At 64.9% G+C, this 16542-nt stretch carries 13 protein-coding genes; 12 read left to right on the top strand and 1 reads right to left on the bottom strand.

Annotated features, from left to right (window positions below; genetic code table 11):
- The first annotated feature begins 164 nt into the window (after nucleotides 1-164).
- Nucleotides 165-419, top strand: coding sequence for a CsbD family protein (locus HDE76_RS00645; protein ID WP_179482898.1), 255 nt, complete (start codon nucleotides 165-167; stop codon nucleotides 417-419).
- A 330-nt stretch (nucleotides 420-749) separates the two neighbouring features.
- On the opposite strand, the gene HDE76_RS00640 is transcribed toward HDE76_RS00645, so the two are convergent.
- On the bottom strand, nucleotides 750-1484 hold the full coding sequence (locus HDE76_RS00640) for an AraC family transcriptional regulator (RefSeq protein WP_179482162.1): 735 nt from the start codon (nucleotides 1482-1484) through the stop codon (nucleotides 750-752).
- Between the two features lie 211 nt (nucleotides 1485-1695).
- On the opposite strand from HDE76_RS00640, the gene HDE76_RS00635 reads away from it, so the two are divergent.
- The 11 genes from HDE76_RS00635 to HDE76_RS00585 all read left to right on the top strand — a co-directional run bounded on the left by HDE76_RS00635 (nucleotide 1696) and on the right by HDE76_RS00585 (nucleotide 16371).
- Nucleotides 1696-2637: a proline racemase family protein gene (locus tag HDE76_RS00635; RefSeq protein ID WP_184504778.1), complete on the top strand. Its 942-nt coding sequence runs from the start codon at nucleotides 1696-1698 to the stop codon at nucleotides 2635-2637.
- Nucleotides 2634-3731 (top strand): FAD-binding oxidoreductase, encoded by a 1098-nt coding sequence (locus tag HDE76_RS00630; protein ID WP_184504776.1) that lies wholly within the window; start codon nucleotides 2634-2636, stop codon nucleotides 3729-3731. The genes HDE76_RS00635 and HDE76_RS00630 overlap by 4 nt, the downstream gene beginning before the upstream one ends.
- On the top strand, nucleotides 3728-3982 hold the full coding sequence (locus tag HDE76_RS00625; RefSeq protein WP_184504774.1) for a 2Fe-2S iron-sulfur cluster-binding protein: 255 nt from the start codon (nucleotides 3728-3730) through the stop codon (nucleotides 3980-3982). The genes HDE76_RS00630 and HDE76_RS00625 overlap by 4 nt, the downstream gene beginning before the upstream one ends.
- A complete protein-coding gene (locus tag HDE76_RS00620) occupies nucleotides 3975-5258 on the top strand; it encodes an FAD/NAD(P)-binding oxidoreductase (RefSeq protein WP_184504772.1) in 1284 nt (427 codons plus the stop codon). Before HDE76_RS00625 ends, HDE76_RS00620 begins: the two co-directional genes overlap by 8 nt.
- 10 nt (nucleotides 5259-5268) lie before the next feature.
- Nucleotides 5269-6171, top strand: coding sequence for a dihydrodipicolinate synthase family protein (locus HDE76_RS00615; RefSeq protein WP_184504770.1), 903 nt, complete (start codon nucleotides 5269-5271; stop codon nucleotides 6169-6171).
- A 1-nt stretch (nucleotide 6172) separates the two neighbouring features.
- Nucleotides 6173-7768, top strand: coding sequence for an aldehyde dehydrogenase family protein (locus HDE76_RS00610; protein ID WP_184504768.1), 1596 nt, complete (start codon nucleotides 6173-6175; stop codon nucleotides 7766-7768).
- Nucleotides 7765-8973 carry a Xaa-Pro peptidase family protein gene (locus HDE76_RS00605; protein ID WP_184504766.1) on the top strand — a complete coding sequence of 403 codons (1209 nt, stop codon included), beginning with the start codon at nucleotides 7765-7767 and terminating at the stop codon, nucleotides 8971-8973. Before HDE76_RS00610 ends, HDE76_RS00605 begins: the two co-directional genes overlap by 4 nt.
- Nucleotides 8974-9237: 264 nt before the next feature.
- Nucleotides 9238-10968 carry a DUF885 family protein gene (locus HDE76_RS00600; protein WP_255481420.1) on the top strand — a complete coding sequence of 577 codons (1731 nt, stop codon included), beginning with the start codon at nucleotides 9238-9240 and terminating at the stop codon, nucleotides 10966-10968.
- A gap of 28 nt (nucleotides 10969-10996) precedes the next feature.
- Nucleotides 10997-12568 (top strand): APC family permease, encoded by a 1572-nt coding sequence (locus HDE76_RS00595; protein WP_184504764.1) that lies wholly within the window; start codon nucleotides 10997-10999, stop codon nucleotides 12566-12568.
- A gap of 192 nt (nucleotides 12569-12760) precedes the next feature.
- On the top strand, nucleotides 12761-15130 hold the full coding sequence (locus HDE76_RS00590; RefSeq protein ID WP_184504762.1) for a Tat pathway signal protein: 2370 nt from the start codon (nucleotides 12761-12763) through the stop codon (nucleotides 15128-15130).
- 23 nt (nucleotides 15131-15153) lie between these two features.
- Nucleotides 15154-16371, top strand: coding sequence for a glycoside hydrolase family 27 protein (locus HDE76_RS00585; RefSeq protein WP_184504760.1), 1218 nt, complete (start codon nucleotides 15154-15156; stop codon nucleotides 16369-16371).
- Nucleotides 16372-16542 lie beyond the last annotated feature (171 nt).

Genomic DNA, 16542 nt, shown 5'->3' with positions numbered 1-16542 from the left:
ACCTCGCGTGGAGATTTTGAGCCGGCTCTTTCTGACTTTCATTCGGTGCTCCGGTGAACCCTATCCTGAACGGCCGGATGAGGAAGCGTGCGCCCTTTCTATGTTCTTCACGACGTTTCGCGCATCGTCTCGATTAACGTCAACCAACCGTAAGGTCTTTACCCATGAACGAGAATCAAGTCGAAGGCACCGTCAATAAAGTGGCCGGCCGCATCCAGGACGCCGCCGGTGCTTTGACCGGCGACGCCGACCAGCAAGCCAAGGGCAAGGCGCGCGCTGCCGCTGGCGATGTGCAGGCCACAGCCGGCGACGTCATCGAACGCGTGCGCGAGTGGGCGGCCGATCGTCCGTTGAATAAAGTGCTGATTGCCGCGGGTGTGGCATTTCTGCTGGGACGTCTGACGGCCAGCCGCGACTGACGCTCTCGCGGCAATGTGAGCGATAGCGAAAAAGCGGCCTGCGTGGCCGCTTTTTGCCTATGCCATGCGCCACTTGGATCAGCGCATCGCTGTCCTTCGCTCGCAGGTCATCTGCGAATTGACGCGTTCTATACGACATGTCACCCCGCTGTTATCCGGGGTTTACGTCGATGCGGGGATACTTGTTCGGCTGCACGTGATGACCAAGAGGCTTGCGGCCGGAGGCCGTGCGTCAGGTGAGCGGACACGACTCGCGCTGAGCGGCGCCGGCTGCAAGCCTCTTGGCCAATGCGTTCGCGACCTATTTTCCGGCGCCCGGTTTATCCCGCGTCACGAGCCGGTGGAGGCTTTGGCCTCTTTCTCCGACGGTGCCGATGCCATCGTCCGATAGTCGCGTGGCGTCATGCCGACCGTAGCCTTGAATTGCCGGGCGAACGCGCTCTGGTCGACGAAGCCGCAGGAAAGCCCGATGGAGGCGACGGTGTCGCTCCCCTGCAGCGCGCGCATCGCGGCTTCGATGCGGATCTTGGTGAGCACCTGTTGCGGGGTCAGTTGGAATACACGTCGAAAGTGACGCTCCAGCTGCGCGATCGACAGCGCGGCCAGTCCGGCCAGCGCCTGCACGCGAAGGCTTTCGGCGTAGTGCTCGTTCATGTAATTGAGCACGCGACGCAGGCGATCGTAGGTAGGGTGTCGACCGTCAGGCTGGCCCAGGTCGCGCGAGATGCCGATGACGCCGCGAATTTCATCGCGCACGATCAGCGGTCGCTTGCAGGTAAGGCACCAGCCCGGCGCGCGGTTGTTGAAAATATGCACTTCCAGCTGGTTTTCGATGATTTCGCCGGTGAGCACGCGCCGATCCTGAGCGGCGTAGGAGCCGCCCATGGTGGACGGGAACAGCTCGGTGACGCTTTTGCCGATGACCTGATGGCGCTGTTTCAAACCCAGCCGCCGCACCAGGGTCAGGTTGGCATGCGTATAACGCCCCGCGGTGTCCTTGACGAAGAACACCGCGTCGGGCAGCGCATCGAACAGCGCCTCTATTTCATCGGCAGAAATCTTCATACGAGTCGACGGCTCCACGACCTTGCCAGAACGGATGCGACGAAGGGTTGGCTCTCGGCACACCTAATCATAGACGGCGTTGACACCTGGGCGGCAAGCTTTTCCATCCGGTTCCCGAAAAGAACCGCCCGCGACCACTGTGCCGAATTCCGCACTCAATGCCCGCAAGGCTTTCTAGACGCGCCGGGCCGGCGAAGGCGAGCATGAGTGCATGCAGACTATCGACTTTATCGATTCACATACCGGCGGCGAACCCACGCGTGTGGTGCTGGCCGGCTTTCCCGATCTGGGCAACGGCACGCTGGCCGAGCGGCGCAACCTGTTTCGCAGCCATTACGACCTGTGGCGCCAGGCGATTGCCTGTGAACCGCGCGGTTCGGACACCATGGTGGGCGCCCTGCTCCTGCCGCCACAGGACCCCACCGCCTGTGCGGGGGTGATCTTCTTCAACAACGTCGGTTATCTGGGCATGTGCGGTCACGGTACGATCGGCCTGATCACCACGCTGCTGCATCTGGGTCGCATTGCGCCGGGCAAGCATCGGCTGGAAACCCCAGTGGGCATGGTCGGCGTGGAGCTGCATGCCGACGGCCGCGTGGCCGTCGACAACGTCGAAAGCTATCGCCATGCCAAAAATATCGAACTGGACGTGCCGGGTTACGGCAAGATCCATGGCGATGTCGCGTGGGGTGGCAACTGGTTTTTCATCACCAACGATACGCCACTGCCGCTGACGCTGGCGAACCAGCGCGGTTTGACCACGTATACCGAGGCGGTTCGCGCGGCGCTGGCGGCCGCCGGCATCACCGGCGCGCAGGATGCCGAGATCGACCATATCGAGATCAATGCCGGGTCGATCCAGGACGACGCCGACGCGTGCAATTTCGTACTGTGCCCGGGCATGGCCTACGACCGTTCGCCGTGCGGCACCGGCACCAGTGCCAAGGTGGCTTGTCTGGCGGCGGATGGCAAGCTGGAGCCGGGACGCGTCTGGCGCCAGGCCGGTATTCTGGGCAGCGTCTTCGAAGCGCAGTATCGGCCCGGCGCGCACGGCGTCCTGCCGCGCATTACCGGTACCGCCCACGTGACGGCACGAGGCCAGCTGCTGCTCGACGAGCGCGATCCGCTGGTCTGGGGCATCGGCGCCTCGTGAAAAGTTATGACCTGGTCGTAGTGGGCGCAGGCATCGTCGGTGCCGCTTGCGCCGACTATGCCAGCGCCCAGGGTCTACGCGTGGCCATGGTCGAACCGGGCCCCATCGGCGGCGTGGCCACCGCGGCGGCGATGGGTCATCTGGTGGCGATGGACGACGATCCGGCCGAACTGGCGCTGGCGCACTACTCGCTGGGCCTATGGGACGAGTTCGTCGATCTGCCGCAGGCCGAATTCAGCCGCTGCGGCACCTTGTGGGTAGCGAGCAACGCCGATGAATATGCCTCGATCCCGGCCAAGCTGGCGCGGCTCGCGGCAGTGGGCGTCGTGGCCGAGCAAGTCGACGCCGAGCAGCTCTATCGATTGGAACCCGCGCTCGCCCCCGGTCTGGCGGGAGGCATGCGGGTACCGAACGAGGCCGTCGTGTATCCGCCCGGCGTGGCGCGCTATCTGGTGGATCGTGCGATCGCGCGCGGCGCCGCCTGGTATCCACAGCGTGCGCATCAGTTGACCGGCAGCGGCGTGCGCTTGAACGACGGCACCAAGCTCGACGGCAACGTGCTGATCGCCACCGGCTGCGCCCTGCCGCAGCTGCTTCCCGAATTGCCGGTGCGCGGTCGCAAGGGGCATCTGGTCATCACCGATCGTCACCCCGGCCTGGTCCATCACCAGCTGCTTGAGCTGGGTTACGCCGACAGCGCACACGGCGATGCCGACAGCAGCGTCGCCTTCAACGTGCAGCCGCGGCCGACCGGACAGATTCTGATCGGGTCGTCGCGCGAATACGGCAGCCAGACCTCGGATATCTCCATGGCGATGGTGCGCCGGATGCTGGCACGTACGCTGCAGTTTCTTCCTGGCTTGAGCGGGCTCGACGCCCTGCGTATCTGGACCGGCTTTCGCCCGGTCAGCGTGGATGGACTGCCGTACCTGGGAAAAGTGCCGCAGCACGCCAATCTGTGGGTCGCCGCCGGTCACGAAGGCCTGGGCGTCACTACGGCGCTGGGCAGCGCGCGGCTGGTGATCGATCAAATGCTCGGAAACGTTCCGGCGATCGATCCGCGTCCCTATGATCCGATGCGGGTGGCGGCATGAAGCCGGCGCTGATCCGCTTGCAGATCAACCATCGCACGGTCGAAGTCGTCGCCGGCAGCAGCGTGGCGGCCGCGATCGCGGCCGCTCAATCATCGGCGGTGTTTCGCCGATCGATCACAGGACAACCGCGCGCGGCTTTCTGCGGTATGGGCGCGTGTTTCGAATGCCGTGTGCGTATCGATGGCACGGGCCAGCAGCGTGCCTGCATGGTGCCGGTGCGCGAAGGCATGCAGGTGATCTGCGATGAATGATCGCTACGACGTGCTGATCGTCGGCGCAGGACCGGCCGGACTGGCAGCCGCTCATGCCGCCGCCAGCCACGGCGCACGCGTGGGCCTGATCGATCAGCAGGCGACGGCCGGTGGTCAGGTCTGGCGTCACGATGTGCGGCGTGCCTTGCCTGCACTGGCAAGGCAAAGCATGCGCAATGCGTTGGATCATGCGACGGTCGATTGGCTGGCGCAAACGCGCGTGGTCACCGGCGAAGACGGCGGCTTGCTGGTGGAAGACCCGAAAAGCGCCCGCCTATTGCACTACCGCGCGCTCGTGCTCGCCACCGGCGCGCGCGAACTGCTGCTGCCGTTTCCCGGCTGGACCTTGCCCGGCGTCACCGGCGCCGGCGGACTGCAGGCGTTGGCCAAGCAGGGCTGGCCGCTGGCCGGGCGTCGGGTCGTCATTGCCGGTAGCGGTCCGCTGTTGCTGGCCGCGGCAGCCACCGCTCGCGCTCACGGTGCCCATGTCGCGGCTATTTACGAGCAATCCTCCCGCGAACAGATGCAGCATTTTGCGACCGGGCTCTGGCGCTGGCCGGGCAAGGCGCTGCAGGCGACCGCACTGAAGGCGAAGCTGCTCGGCGTGCCGTATCGCTGTGGCAGTGTGGTGCGCCGCGCCACCGGCGAACATCAGCTTCAGTCCATCGAGGTGGACGGACCGGGCGGCCTCGAACGCATCGACTGCGATGTGCTGGCGGTGGGCTACGGCCTGCTCGCCAACGTAGAGCTCGCCCAGCTGCTCGGCTGCACGCTGCAATACCAGGGCGCACACGCCGTCGTCGAGACCGATCGTTACCAGCAGACCAGCGTGGCCCACGTCTACGCCGCCGGAGAACTCTGCGGCATCGGCGGACGCGACACCGCACGTGTCGAGGGCGCCATCGCCGGCCACGCCGCTTGCGGCGAAGGCGCCGCGGCCGACCGCCTGCTGCCCGCGCGTCGGCGCGCGCGACATTTTTCCGACGCGCTGGATCGCTGCTTCGCGCTCGATGCGCGCGTGCATGCGCTGGCCCAGCCGGACACCTTGATCTGTCGCTGCGAGGATGTACCGCTTGCCGCTTTGGACGGCCATACCGATGCACGCAGCGCCAAGCTCGCCACGCGTTGCGGCATGGGCGCCTGTCAGGGACGGATCTGCGGCAGCGCGCTGGCCGAGATCGGTCGTTTTCCTCGCAGCGGTGCACGCCCGCCGCTTTTTCCGACCCGGCTTTCCACCCTCGCCGGCGTCGAGCTTTCTCACTTTCATGAACCCTGAGGATTTACCCATGAGCCATTCCCTCTGGCACGGCGTGCTGCCGGCCATCACCACGCCCTTCCACGCCGACGGCAGCGTCGACCATGCGTTTCTTGCCGCCCACGCCAGGCAATTGATCGACGCCGGCTGCAAGGGCATCGTGCCGCTCGGCTCACTGGGTGAAGCGGCGACGCTGAGCTTCGAAGAAAAGCTGGCCGTTCTGAAAACTCTGGTCAAGGTGCTCGGCGACAGTGCGCCGGTGATTCCGGGTATTGCCTCGCTGTCGACCGATGAAGCGGTCAGGCTCGCCCGCGAAGCCAAGTCGATCGGCTGCCGTGGCCTGATGGTGCTGCCGCCGTACGTGTATTCGACGGACTGGCGCGAGATGGGCGCGCACGTCAAGGCAGTGATCGCCGCCACCGACCTGCCCTGCATGCTTTACAACAACCCGGTCGCGTACAAGACCGACTTCACGCCGTCGCAGATGGCCGAGCTGGCTGCCGAATTTTCGAACCTGCAGGCGGTCAAGGAATCGTCCGGCGACGTTCGCCGTTTTGCCGCGATTCGCGCGCTGCTCGGCGATCGCCTACAGCTGCTGGTCGGCATGGACGACGCGATCGTCGAAGGTGTGAGCATGGGCGCGGTCGGCTGGGTCGCGGGCCTCGTCAACGCGTATCCATTCGAATCGGTGAAGCTGTTCGAACTGGCCAAGAGCGGCGGCGCCAAGGCGGCCGAATCGCTGTACGCGTGGTTCTTGCCGCTGCTGCGTCTGGATACCGTGCCGACCTTCGTGCAGCTGATCAAGCTGGTACAGGAAAAAACCGGTACCGGCAGCGAAACGGTGCGCGCGCCGCGACTGCCCGTGGCCGGCGCCGAACGCGAGGCCGCACTCAAGGTCATCGAGCACGCCATCGCCACCAAGCCGAGCTTTTGAAATGACCGCGTCGGAACCCGTATTGGTCGGCGGCCAGTGGCGTGAACCGGTGAATCGGCTGGGGCGTTTTCAGGCCGAAGATCCCACGCGCGGCGCGCCGATCGGGCCGCTCTTTCCGATCAGCGGCGCGGCGGATATCGAATCGGCCGTGAGCGCTGCCGTGGCGGTCGCCGACGAACTGGCCGCCACGCCGGCGGCTCGCATCGCCGATTTTCTCGATGCCTACGCGGCGGCCATTGAGGCGGACGCCGATACGCTGGTGGCGCTGGCGCACGCCGAAACGGCATTGCCGGTCGAACCGCGGCTGCGCTCGGTCGAACTGCCTCGTGCCAGCGGCCAGCTGCGGCAGGCGGCCAGGGCCGCACGTCATTATGGATGGACCGATCCGGTCATCGATACGCAGACCGGACTGCGCGCGCACCGTGCGCCGCTCGGCAAGCCGGTGCTGGTATTCGGGCCGAACAATTTTCCGTTCGCCTTCAACGCCATCGCCGGCAGCGATTTCGCCTCGGCTATCGCTGCGCGCAATCCGGTCATTGCCAAGGCGCATCCATCGCATCCGGCGACCAGCCAGCGGCTGGCGCAGCTGGCGCATCAGGCGTTGCTCGATACCGGCTTGCCGGCCGCCACCGTACAGATGCTTTATCACTTCGACAACGCGCTCGGCCTGGCGCTGGCCGGCGATGCGCGATTGGGCGCGATCGGCTTTACCGGCAGCCGCGCCGGCGGCCTGGCATTGAAGGCAGCGGCGGACAAAACCGGCGTACCGATCTACGCCGAGCTGTCGAGCATCAATCCGGTGTTCCTGCTGCCCGGCGCGCTGGCCGAACGGGGCGAAGCGTTAGCGCAGGAATTTTTCGCTTCATGCGTGATGGGCAGCGGCCAGTTCTGCACCAACCCCGGCGTGGTGGTGGTACCGGCGCAACACGATGGCGATGCGTTCATCGGCGCTGCGGTGGCGCACTTCGCCGGAGCGACGCCCAAGCCGCTGTTCTCGCGCGGCGTCCAGGATTCGTTGCGCAGTGCGATCGCTGTGCTTATGACGGCCGGTGCCGAGTTGCTCGCCGGAGGAAACGCCGGCGAGGGCGAAGGCTACCGCCATCAGCCGACCCTGCTTTGCGTCGACGCCCAAGCCTTTCTCGCGAACGCCGACGCGCTGCAGACGGAAGCCTTCGGACCGGTCAGCCTGCTGGTGCGCGCTGCCGACGCCTGCTCGATGGCGCAGATCGCCGCGGTGCTGGAAGGCAATCTCACCGGCACGATCTACCGGGCGGGCAATGGCCGCGACGACGACGCCTGGTCGGCTATCGCCCCCATCCTGCGCTCCAAGGTGGGCCGCCTGATTGCCGACAAGATGCCCACCGGCGTGGCCGTCAGCCCGGCGATGAATCACGGCGGGCCGTATCCGAGCACGGGCCATCCGGGCTTTACGTCGGTAGGCATGCCGGCCGCGATCCATCGCTTCACCGCCCTGCACAGTTACGACAACGTTCCCGATGCACTGCTGCCGATCGAGCTGCGCGACCGTAACGTGGCGGGTATCCAGCGGCGCGTGGACGGGCACTGGACTGAGCGCGATGTCGGTGACGGCGCATGAGCGGCCAGATCGGCGGTCTCTCCTTCGAGCAAGCAGAGGCTGCCCTCACACCGTGGAAAGAGCGGGCAGCGCCGATCGGCGCCGAGGAATATCAGCATCGGCTGGAGCAAGCGCGACGGCTGATGCGCGAGCGCGGTGATGAAGCTCTGCTGATCACCGCCGGCGCATCCTTGCGTTATTTCACCGGCATCTCGTGGGGTGCCAGCGAGCGACTGGTTGCGATGCTGCTGACGCTGGAAGGCGATCCGTTCGTGCTCTGCCCCGCTTTCGAAGAGGGCTCGCTGCAGCATGCGCTGAAGATTTCTGCGATAACACGGCTGTGGGAAGAACACGAAGATCCGCAGCAGCAGGTCGCCGATCTCGTGGCGGCCCATCGCGTTCGTCGACTGGCGCTCGACCCGGCGGCCACGTTCCTGATTTACGGGCGTCTGCGCACGGTGCTGGGTGCCTGCGAACTGGTGGACGGCAGTCCGATCGTGGACGGCTGTCGTATGCAGAAATCGGCAGCCGAACTGGCGCTGATGCGTCAGGCCACGGCGATGACCTTGCAGGTGCATCGCCTGGCCGCCGGGTTGATGCATGAAGGGATCGGCATCGGCGAGGTGCGCCGCTTTATCGATCGCGCTCACCGCGCCCTCGGGGCCGACGGCGGCTCGACATTTTGCATCGTGCAATTCGGCCACGCGACGGCCTACCCGCACGGCATTCCCGGCGAACAGCAGCTGCGACCGAACGAGCTGGTGCTGATCGACACAGGGTGCAGCGTCGAAGGCTACCAGTCGGACATCACACGCACGTACGTCTTTGGCGAGCCCAGCGTCGTGCAGGCGCGGATCTGGTCGCTGGAACAGGCGGCGCAGCGCGCGGCGTTCGATACCGTAAGGCCTGGCGTCGCGTGCGCCGAGGTCGACGCCGCCGCGCGTCGGATACTCGAAGCCGCGGGCCTGGGCCCGAACTACCGGCTGCCCGGGCTGCCGCATCGCACTGGCCACGGCTGCGGGCTGAGCATCCACGAAACCCCGTATCTGGTCCGCGGCAACGAGACGGCGCTGGCGCCGGGCATGTGCTGCAGCGATGAGCCGATGATCGTCGTGCCGGGAGAATTCGGTATCCGGCTGGAGGACCACTTCCACGTCACCGAGGACGGCGCGCAATGGTTTACCGAGCCGTCGCCGGCCATCGACGTGCCTTTCGCAAGCGCTTGATAACGGCATCGCCACCGCTTTTCAGCTGCATCGCGACTGTGCCCAATTCCGCACGGTGCGGGCACAATGCTTTCTATACACCGTGTCGGCCAGCGATGAGTATGAGGGTCTTACCCGATGGGGCGAACCCGCTGCCCGTCGCCACGTCATGACTTCCGGGGTGTCCTGATGCCGTTGAAACGGATGTGTTGCAGCCTCGGTCTGCCTTGGCTGATTGCCAGCGGCATACTCATGGCCTCGATGGCGCACGCATCGCCCCTGCCGATGAGTGCGCTCGCCGATACCGCTGGCGCAACCGGCCACGCCGATACCGCGGACAAGCGCTTCCACGACCTGTATACGCGCGAGTGGCACTGGCGTCAGCTGCAGTTTGCCGGTGCCGACGACGAGAATGGCCCGGCGCAGGATGCCGGCCATCTGCCCAAGGTCGATGCGGCCACGCAGGCGATGCGCGAGGCCTACTGGGCCGATGTGCTGACGACGCTCGACGCCATTCCACGCGGCCAGCTCTCCGGCGAGGATCAGGTCGACTACGACGTCTACAAGCAGCAGATTCAGGTATTGCTGAGCGATCAACGCTTCAAGACCTGGCAGATGCCGTTCAACAGCGATTCGGGCTTCTGGAGCGATCTGGGTTTTACCGCTCGAGCCACTTACGCCGACAGCAAAAGCTATCGCGATCACCTGGGCAAACTGCGCGACATACCGCGCTACTTTGCCGAGCAGACCGTCAATATGCGGCTCGGTCTGGCGCGTGGCTTCAGCCAGCCGAAAATCATTCCGCAAGGCCGCACGCCGTCGATCGGCGAAATCATCGCCGCGACCGGCGAAAAGAATCTTTTCTACACGCCATTTCTGCGGATGCCCGCCACCATTCCCGCCGCCGAACAGGCCGCGCTGCGCGCCGAGGCGCTGGCGACAATCGACGGTCAGGTGATTCCCGCCTATGCCCAGCTGCTGAGCTTCATGCAGAGGGAGTACATCCCGCAGGCACGCAGCGATATCGCGGCCGAGGATCTGCCGGACGGCAAGGCGTTCTATCGGGCGCAGATTCTCGAATACACCACGCTGGACATGAGCCCCGACGCGATTCACGCACTGGGCCTGCAGCAGATGGCCGTCATCCATCGGCAGATGCTGGACACGATCAAGCAGACCGGTTTCAAGGGCAGCTTCGCCGACTTCCTGCAGTTTCTGCGCACCGACCCGCAGTTCTATGCCAAGACGCCGGACGAACTGCTCAAGGATGCGGCGTGGATCGCCAAGCAGGTCGACGGCAAGGTCGGCGACTATATCGGCCGCCTGCCGCGACGACGCTTCGCGATCGAACCGGTTCCCGCCGACCTCGCGCCGATCTATACCGGCGGCCGCGGTGGCCCGGGTATCTATCTGGTCAACACCTACAACCTGCCCGCCCGCCCGCTGTATTCGCTGCCGGCGCTGACCCTGCACGAGTCGTCGCCGGGTCACGCGCTGCAGATGCCGCTGGCGGCCGAAACCACCGGCCTGCCCGACTTTCGCCGCTACAGCTATATCTCGGCCTACGGCGAAGGATGGGCGCTTTACTGCGAATACCTCGGGCAGGAGATGGGCATCTATCACACGCCCTACGAGCAGTTCGGTTATCTCAGTTATCAGGCCTGGCGAGCGGCGCGGCTGGTCGTCGATACCGGCCTGCATCACCTGCACTGGACGCGCCAGCAGGCGCGCGATTATCTGCGCGAGAATACCGCGCTGGCCGAGCACGAGATCGATACCGAAGTGGATCGCTATATTGCGTGGCCGGCGCAGGCGCTGTCCTATTACCTGGGCGAAATGGCCATACGCGACGACCGCGCACGGGCCGAAAAAGCGTTGGGCGAGAAGTTCGACATCCGCGCGTTCCACGACGCCGTGCTGTCGACCGGTTCGGTACCGCTGCCGGTGCTCAACGCACGCATCGATCAGTTCATCGCCAGCGGTGGCCAGTCGCCCTACGCCACGCCTTCGCCGTAAGGGTGGCATCGACCAATCCGGAGGTCCCATGGCGCACCAGGGAAAATTTCAGAAGCAGCTGAGCCTGGTCGACCTGACCATGATCGGCCTGGGCGCCATCTTCGGATCGGGCTGGCTGTTTTCGGCCAGCCACGTCGCGGCCATCGCCGGGCCGGCCGGGATCCTGTCGTGGCTGATCGGCGGTGCGGCGGTGCTGCTGCTGGGCCTGGTCTACTGCGAACTCGGCGCCGCCCTGCCGCGTGCCGGCGGCGTGGTGCGTTATCCCGGCTATTCGCACGGCGCGCTGCTCGGATCGCTGATGGGTTTCATCACGCTGATCGCTTTTTCCAGCCTGATCGCGATCGAAACGGTGGCCTGCCGCCAGTACGCCGCCGCGTGGTTTCCGTCGCTCAGCAAAAGCGGCAGCGGCGATCCGACGGCGCTGGGCTGGAGCGTCCAGCTGCTGCTGTTGACGGTGTTTTTTCTGCTGAACTATTTCAGCGTGAAGACCTTCGCCAAGGCCAACAACATCATCAGCATCTTCAAATTCGTCGTGCCGCTGCTGGTGATCGTGGTGCTGTTGACGCATTTTCAGCCGCACAATATGCAGGTGCAGGGCTTTGCGCCGTTCGGCTTTGCCGGTGTGGAAGGCGCGGTGTCGGCCGGCGGCATCATCTTCGCCTACCTCGGACTGACGCCGATCATCTCGGTGGCCAGCGAAGTGCGCGATCCGCAGCGCACGATTCCCATCGCGCTGATTCTGTCGGTGCTGCTCTCCACGGTGATCTATCTGCTGCTGCAGATCGCGTTCCTCGGCAGCATCCCGGCCGCCATGCTCAGCCACGGCTGGACGGCCATCGGCACAGAGTTTTCGCTGCCGTATCACGATATCGCGCTGGCCCTGGGCGTCGGCTGGCTGGCGGTGCTGGTAGTGTCGGACGCGATGATCTCGCCCAGCGGCACCGGCAATATCTACATGAATGCCACGCCGCGCATCGTCTACGGCTGGGCGCGCAGCGGTGCGTTTTTCAAGGTGTTTACTCGCATCGACGATAAGTCCGGCATACCCAGACCGGCGCTGTGGCTGACCTTTGCGCTATCGGTTTTCTGGACGCTGCCGTTCCCCTCGTGGGAGGCCATGATCGGCGTGGTATCCACCGCGCTGGTGCTGAGCTATGCGGTCGCACCGATCACGGTCGCGGCATTGCGCCGAAGCGCGCCGCAGCTGGCGCGGCCTTTTTACGTGCATGGCTTCGCCGTGCTCGGGCCGCTGTCTTTTATCGTCGCCGCACTGATCGTCTACTGGTCGGGATGGACGACCGTGTCGTGGCTGCTCGGCCTGCAGATCGTGATGTTCGTTATCTACGTAGCCTACAAACTCGGCACACGTGCGAACCGTGCGGTACTGCGGACAGAAGTGTTTTCGTCGGCGTGGCTCATCGGCTTTTACGCGCTGATGATGGCCGCCTCCTATCTGGGGACCTTCGGCGGAAAGCGCCTTATCCCGCACCCGTGGGATTCGGTGACCGTCTGCCTCATCGCCCTGCTGATCTACTACTTGGGCAGCTACACCGGCCTGCCGGCGTCGCAGCTCGATATGGGCAGTGAAGACGACGATTGATCTGTGCATGAATCCGCATGCGCGATGAACGAATTCGACAAGATGTCGTACCTCGCGCATCGCATGATGAATACTAGGCCTGCGTATTTTCGCGCCTGCGCCCTTCCCTCCGCGAGGCGCGATTCCCCGATACGCGGGCCTCTTTCTGCCACCACCGAATGATCCCGCCCGTTTCGGGGGAGTATGGAATCCATGCATCGTCGACGCTTTCTTCAAGGCCTGGCAACGACTGGCGCCGCCGTCGGACTTTACGCGGCGGGAAGCGATCCGGTCGCCGCGGCGTCGACGTCATCCACGGCAACGCCAAAGACCACAGCGCCACCGGTGCGAGTAGCGCTTTCAAAAATATCCACTCAGGGCCATCAACTGCTCGGCTCGTTCAAACAGGCCACGCTTGACTGGCAGGTGTTCGAAGATCTCACCCAGCCCGACGGCGAACTGATCCTGGTCAGCGGCGGTGTGGCCTGCGTACTGAGCAAGCGTACCGAGCCCTCGTTCGCCGCCGACGGCGCGCCCTACTTCGACATGCAGCTGGCCGACATCGCTCTTGCCGAAGCGGACCTGTTGGCCGATTACCTGCTTGCGCACGGCGAACCCGACGAAGCGCAGGTGCGCCTGGCCGCACCGCCCGTCGCGTCGCAGCTCAATCCCGAAAACTACTACGGCCGGCTGCCGTGGACGACCTTCGTCGGCACGCGCCAGTGCGCCGATACCATGCCGGTATATACCTCGGGCAGCACCCGCACCTATCACTCCGATCAGATCTTCGCCGAGCTGCACGATTCAAAGCGCGTGGCGCGTCGGCGCGAGGGCCTGCTGGGCGGATGGATGCCGGCCGTGCACAAGGTCGTACCGATCGACGACGACCGCTGGTACGACGTGCTGGTGTTTGCCGACGTCGATGCCACCGATCGATTCGTGGTGCAGACCTGGCATCGCACCGCGCTGATCGAGCATGGCAGCATCAGCAAGGTGGCGTATGGCCACAGCTATCCCAGCTATCCGCCGCGACGGCTGCCGCCGGAACCGGCCGCGTTCTATGCCGCCCTGCTGCGTTTTCATGATGACTGGCAGGCCGAACTGAGCGGCATCAGCGTGGCGTCGATTCCCGCACCGGGCTGGAGCGACATGGCGCGCTATGCGTTCGCCCGCGAACTGGTGGTGCGTCCCGACGGCACCTATCCGAAATACGGCGCGGTGGATCGCGATTACTACGGCAACGAATACGACGGCTTCCAGGACACCTTCACCAGCTCGCTGTACGCCAACCTCGAATGGGGCCGCTTCGCGCAGGCGGCCGCGGTACTGGACGAATACTTCACTGATTTCGTGCAGGACAACGGCCTGATCAACATGCGCGGCGCCGAAACTGCGCAGTTCGGTCTGACGCTCTCGCTGCTGGCGCGCTATGCCTTCTATGCCGGCGATCTTGCTCTGCTGCGCAAACATCGGCCCAAGATCGAAGCCACCGCGCAGGTGCTGCTGGAACTGCACGACGAGAGCCTGAAGCTGGACAGCGCCGATCCCGGCCACGGCTTGATCCACGGCTGGAACGAATCGGACGCCTGCCTGTTTCCCGATCCCACGCTGTGGTGGAAACCGTATTACGCCAATAGCGCCATGGCGGCTCGTGGGCTCTATGACCTCGCCGCTGTCTGGCCGAACATCGCGCCGGGTGACACCGCGCGCTCACACGACTGGCGTAGGCGCGCCGACATGCTGCGCGAGCAAACCGTGCGCACGCTGCGCGCCAATATCCGACATGATCTAAAGCCGCCCTATATCGGCCCGCTGCCGGGCGCGAAGCTCACCTTCCGCGAGTCGCTGGCCAAAGAGACACCCAGCGAGCAACAGTGGCCGCATCGCGCCTACGCCGAGCTGTTGCAGGCCGACATACTGCCCGACGAACTGGCCCATCTGGTGATCGACTGCATGCGCGGGCACGGCGCGACCAGCATCGGCGTGGTTGCCAACATCGGTCCGGTCAGCAAGGACGGCCGCGATATCCTCGGTTTCATTTCCTACGGCTACGCGCAGCAGCTGCTGCGCCTGGGACGCATCGACGAGTACCTGCTGTTTCTCTACGCCCACCGCCATCACGCGCACACGCCGGGCAGTTGGACCGCCGGTGAAGTGTCCGATATCAGCGGCGGCATGCCGCTGTTCTGCATCCCGGCACAGATGACGATACCGCTGCTGCTGCGCTGGGCGCTGGTATTCGACGACAGCGCGGGCGAAACGCTTTACTTGGGACGCGCGATTCCCCGCGCATGGATGGCCAGCGGTCAACCGGTAGGCATCGAACGCGCGCCGACGCGTTGGGGATACGTGAGCTTCCGCTTGCAAACAAGCAGCAACGGCGATGTCGAAGGCGAGCTGACCTTGCCCGATCGCGGCAGCCCCAAGGACACGTGGCTGAGCCTACGCGCGCCGACCGGCAAACGTTTGGCCGAGGCGCGGCTGGATGGCGTGGCGATCGATGCCGCCGATCGGCGCGACGACGCCGTTCGCGTTCGGGGCAAGCCGGGGCAGCGTATTGAGGTTGCCGCACGATTCATTTGAAAACCCGCCATTGAGGTCATCGCATGCGTCTGATCACTGCCGTTATTTTCAGCGCCGCGCTGTTATTCGGCGCACGGGCATTCGCCGCAACGCCGGTCGCCCCCACCCCGCCGATGGGCTGGAACAGCTGGAATTTTTTCGCCGACAAGGTCAGCGATGCGGACGTGCGCGCCGCCGCCGACGCGCTGGTATCCAGCGGCATGCGCGATGCCGGCTACGTCTACGTCAACATCGACGATGGCTGGCAGGGCGTGCGCGATGCGAACGGAGTGATCCAGCCCAACGCACATTTTCCGGACATGAAGGCGCTGGCCGACTACGTCCATGCGCGCGGTCTCAAGCTCGGGCTTTATTCCTCGCCCGGCAGCAAGACCTGCGGTGGCTATACCGGCTCGCTTGGCCACGAGACACAGGACGCACGCCGCTATGCCGATTGGGGCGTCGACTATCTCAAATACGATTTGTGCAGCTATATCCAGGACGTGATGCAGGCGCAGGCGCCGCACGATCCCGATCGGCAGATGCAGCTGATGATCGGTGCCTATCGGCGCATGCATGCAGCGCTGAAGGCGACCGGCCGACCCATCGTTTTTTCGCTGTGCCAGTACGGCTGGGACGCGCCGTGGGAGTGGGCTACCGGCACGGATATCGGCGGCAACCTGTGGCGCACGACCGGCGACATCACGCCGGAATGGGATCGCATTTATGCCATCGCCACGCAGCAGGCCGGACTCGCCGCTTATGCCGGCCCCGGCCACTGGAACGATCCGGACATGCTGGAAGTGGGCAACGGCAAGCTGACGCCTGCGGAAAATCGCGCCCACTTCAGCTGGTGGGCGATGCTTGCCGCGCCGCTGCTGGCGGGCAACGATCTGGCGCATATGACGCCGACGACCAAGGCCATCCTCACGCAGCGCGCGGTGATCGCCATCGATCAGGATCCGCTCGGTCAACAGGCCACGCGTGCGTATGCCGATGGAGAAATCGAAGTGTGGACTAGACCGTTGCAGGGCGGCGCGCTGGCGCTGGCGATATTCAACGTAGGCAGCGATCGTCACGCCGGAAGCCATCCGATGCATCTGTCGCTGTCGCGCCTGGGGTTGAAAAGTAGACAACCCGCGCATGATCTGTGGAGCAACCAAGTTGTCACTCTCGTGGAAGGAATGCCCATCGCCATGCAGCGGCATGACGTGATGCTGCTGCGTATCGATGCACCCGTCGCTGCATTGCCACCTCGGTAATTTGCCCGCCAACGTATCAACGACGCGGTACTGCACACGATCACCACGTGCGACGTTCTCGTACGCACAGGACGTTACATACGGCCTTGCAGCGATACACGCAGCGGATCGCTAGGCGCGCTGCGTCTGCGCGAAAAGAACAACGCGACGCATAAAACTATGCCGTATTCC

Origin of the sequence: Rhodanobacter sp. ANJX3 (assembly GCF_014200755.1) — a bacterium.
Classification (GTDB): domain Bacteria; phylum Pseudomonadota; class Gammaproteobacteria; order Xanthomonadales; family Rhodanobacteraceae; genus Rhodanobacter.
Note: the sequence above shows the minus strand (reverse complement) of the source record. Positions and strands in the feature narration are given on the sequence as shown.

What these genes read in the sequence shown, in the direction of transcription:
- HDE76_RS00635 (WP_184504778.1), top strand. Translation starts at nt 1,696, where the DNA reads ATGCAGACTATCGACTTTATCGATTCACATACCGGCGGCGAACCCACG.
- HDE76_RS00585 (WP_184504760.1), top strand. Translation starts at nt 15,154, where the DNA reads ATGCGTCTGATCACTGCCGTTATTTTCAGCGCCGCGCTGTTATTCGGC.
- HDE76_RS00645 (WP_179482898.1), top strand. Translation starts at nt 165, where the DNA reads ATGAACGAGAATCAAGTCGAAGGCACCGTCAATAAAGTGGCCGGCCGC.
- HDE76_RS00605 (WP_184504766.1), top strand. Translation starts at nt 7,765, where the DNA reads ATGAGCGGCCAGATCGGCGGTCTCTCCTTCGAGCAAGCAGAGGCTGCC.
- HDE76_RS00625 (WP_184504774.1), top strand. Translation starts at nt 3,728, where the DNA reads ATGAAGCCGGCGCTGATCCGCTTGCAGATCAACCATCGCACGGTCGAA.
- HDE76_RS00620 (WP_184504772.1), top strand. Translation starts at nt 3,975, where the DNA reads ATGAATGATCGCTACGACGTGCTGATCGTCGGCGCAGGACCGGCCGGA.
- HDE76_RS00615 (WP_184504770.1), top strand. Translation starts at nt 5,269, where the DNA reads ATGAGCCATTCCCTCTGGCACGGCGTGCTGCCGGCCATCACCACGCCC.
- HDE76_RS00590 (WP_184504762.1), top strand. Translation starts at nt 12,761, where the DNA reads ATGCATCGTCGACGCTTTCTTCAAGGCCTGGCAACGACTGGCGCCGCC.
- HDE76_RS00595 (WP_184504764.1), top strand. Translation starts at nt 10,997, where the DNA reads ATGGCGCACCAGGGAAAATTTCAGAAGCAGCTGAGCCTGGTCGACCTG.
- HDE76_RS00600 (WP_255481420.1), top strand. Translation starts at nt 9,238, where the DNA reads ATGAGTGCGCTCGCCGATACCGCTGGCGCAACCGGCCACGCCGATACC.
- HDE76_RS00640 (WP_179482162.1), bottom strand. Translation starts at nt 1,484, where the DNA reads ATGAAGATTTCTGCCGATGAAATAGAGGCGCTGTTCGATGCGCTGCCC.
- HDE76_RS00610 (WP_184504768.1), top strand. Translation starts at nt 6,173, where the DNA reads ATGACCGCGTCGGAACCCGTATTGGTCGGCGGCCAGTGGCGTGAACCG.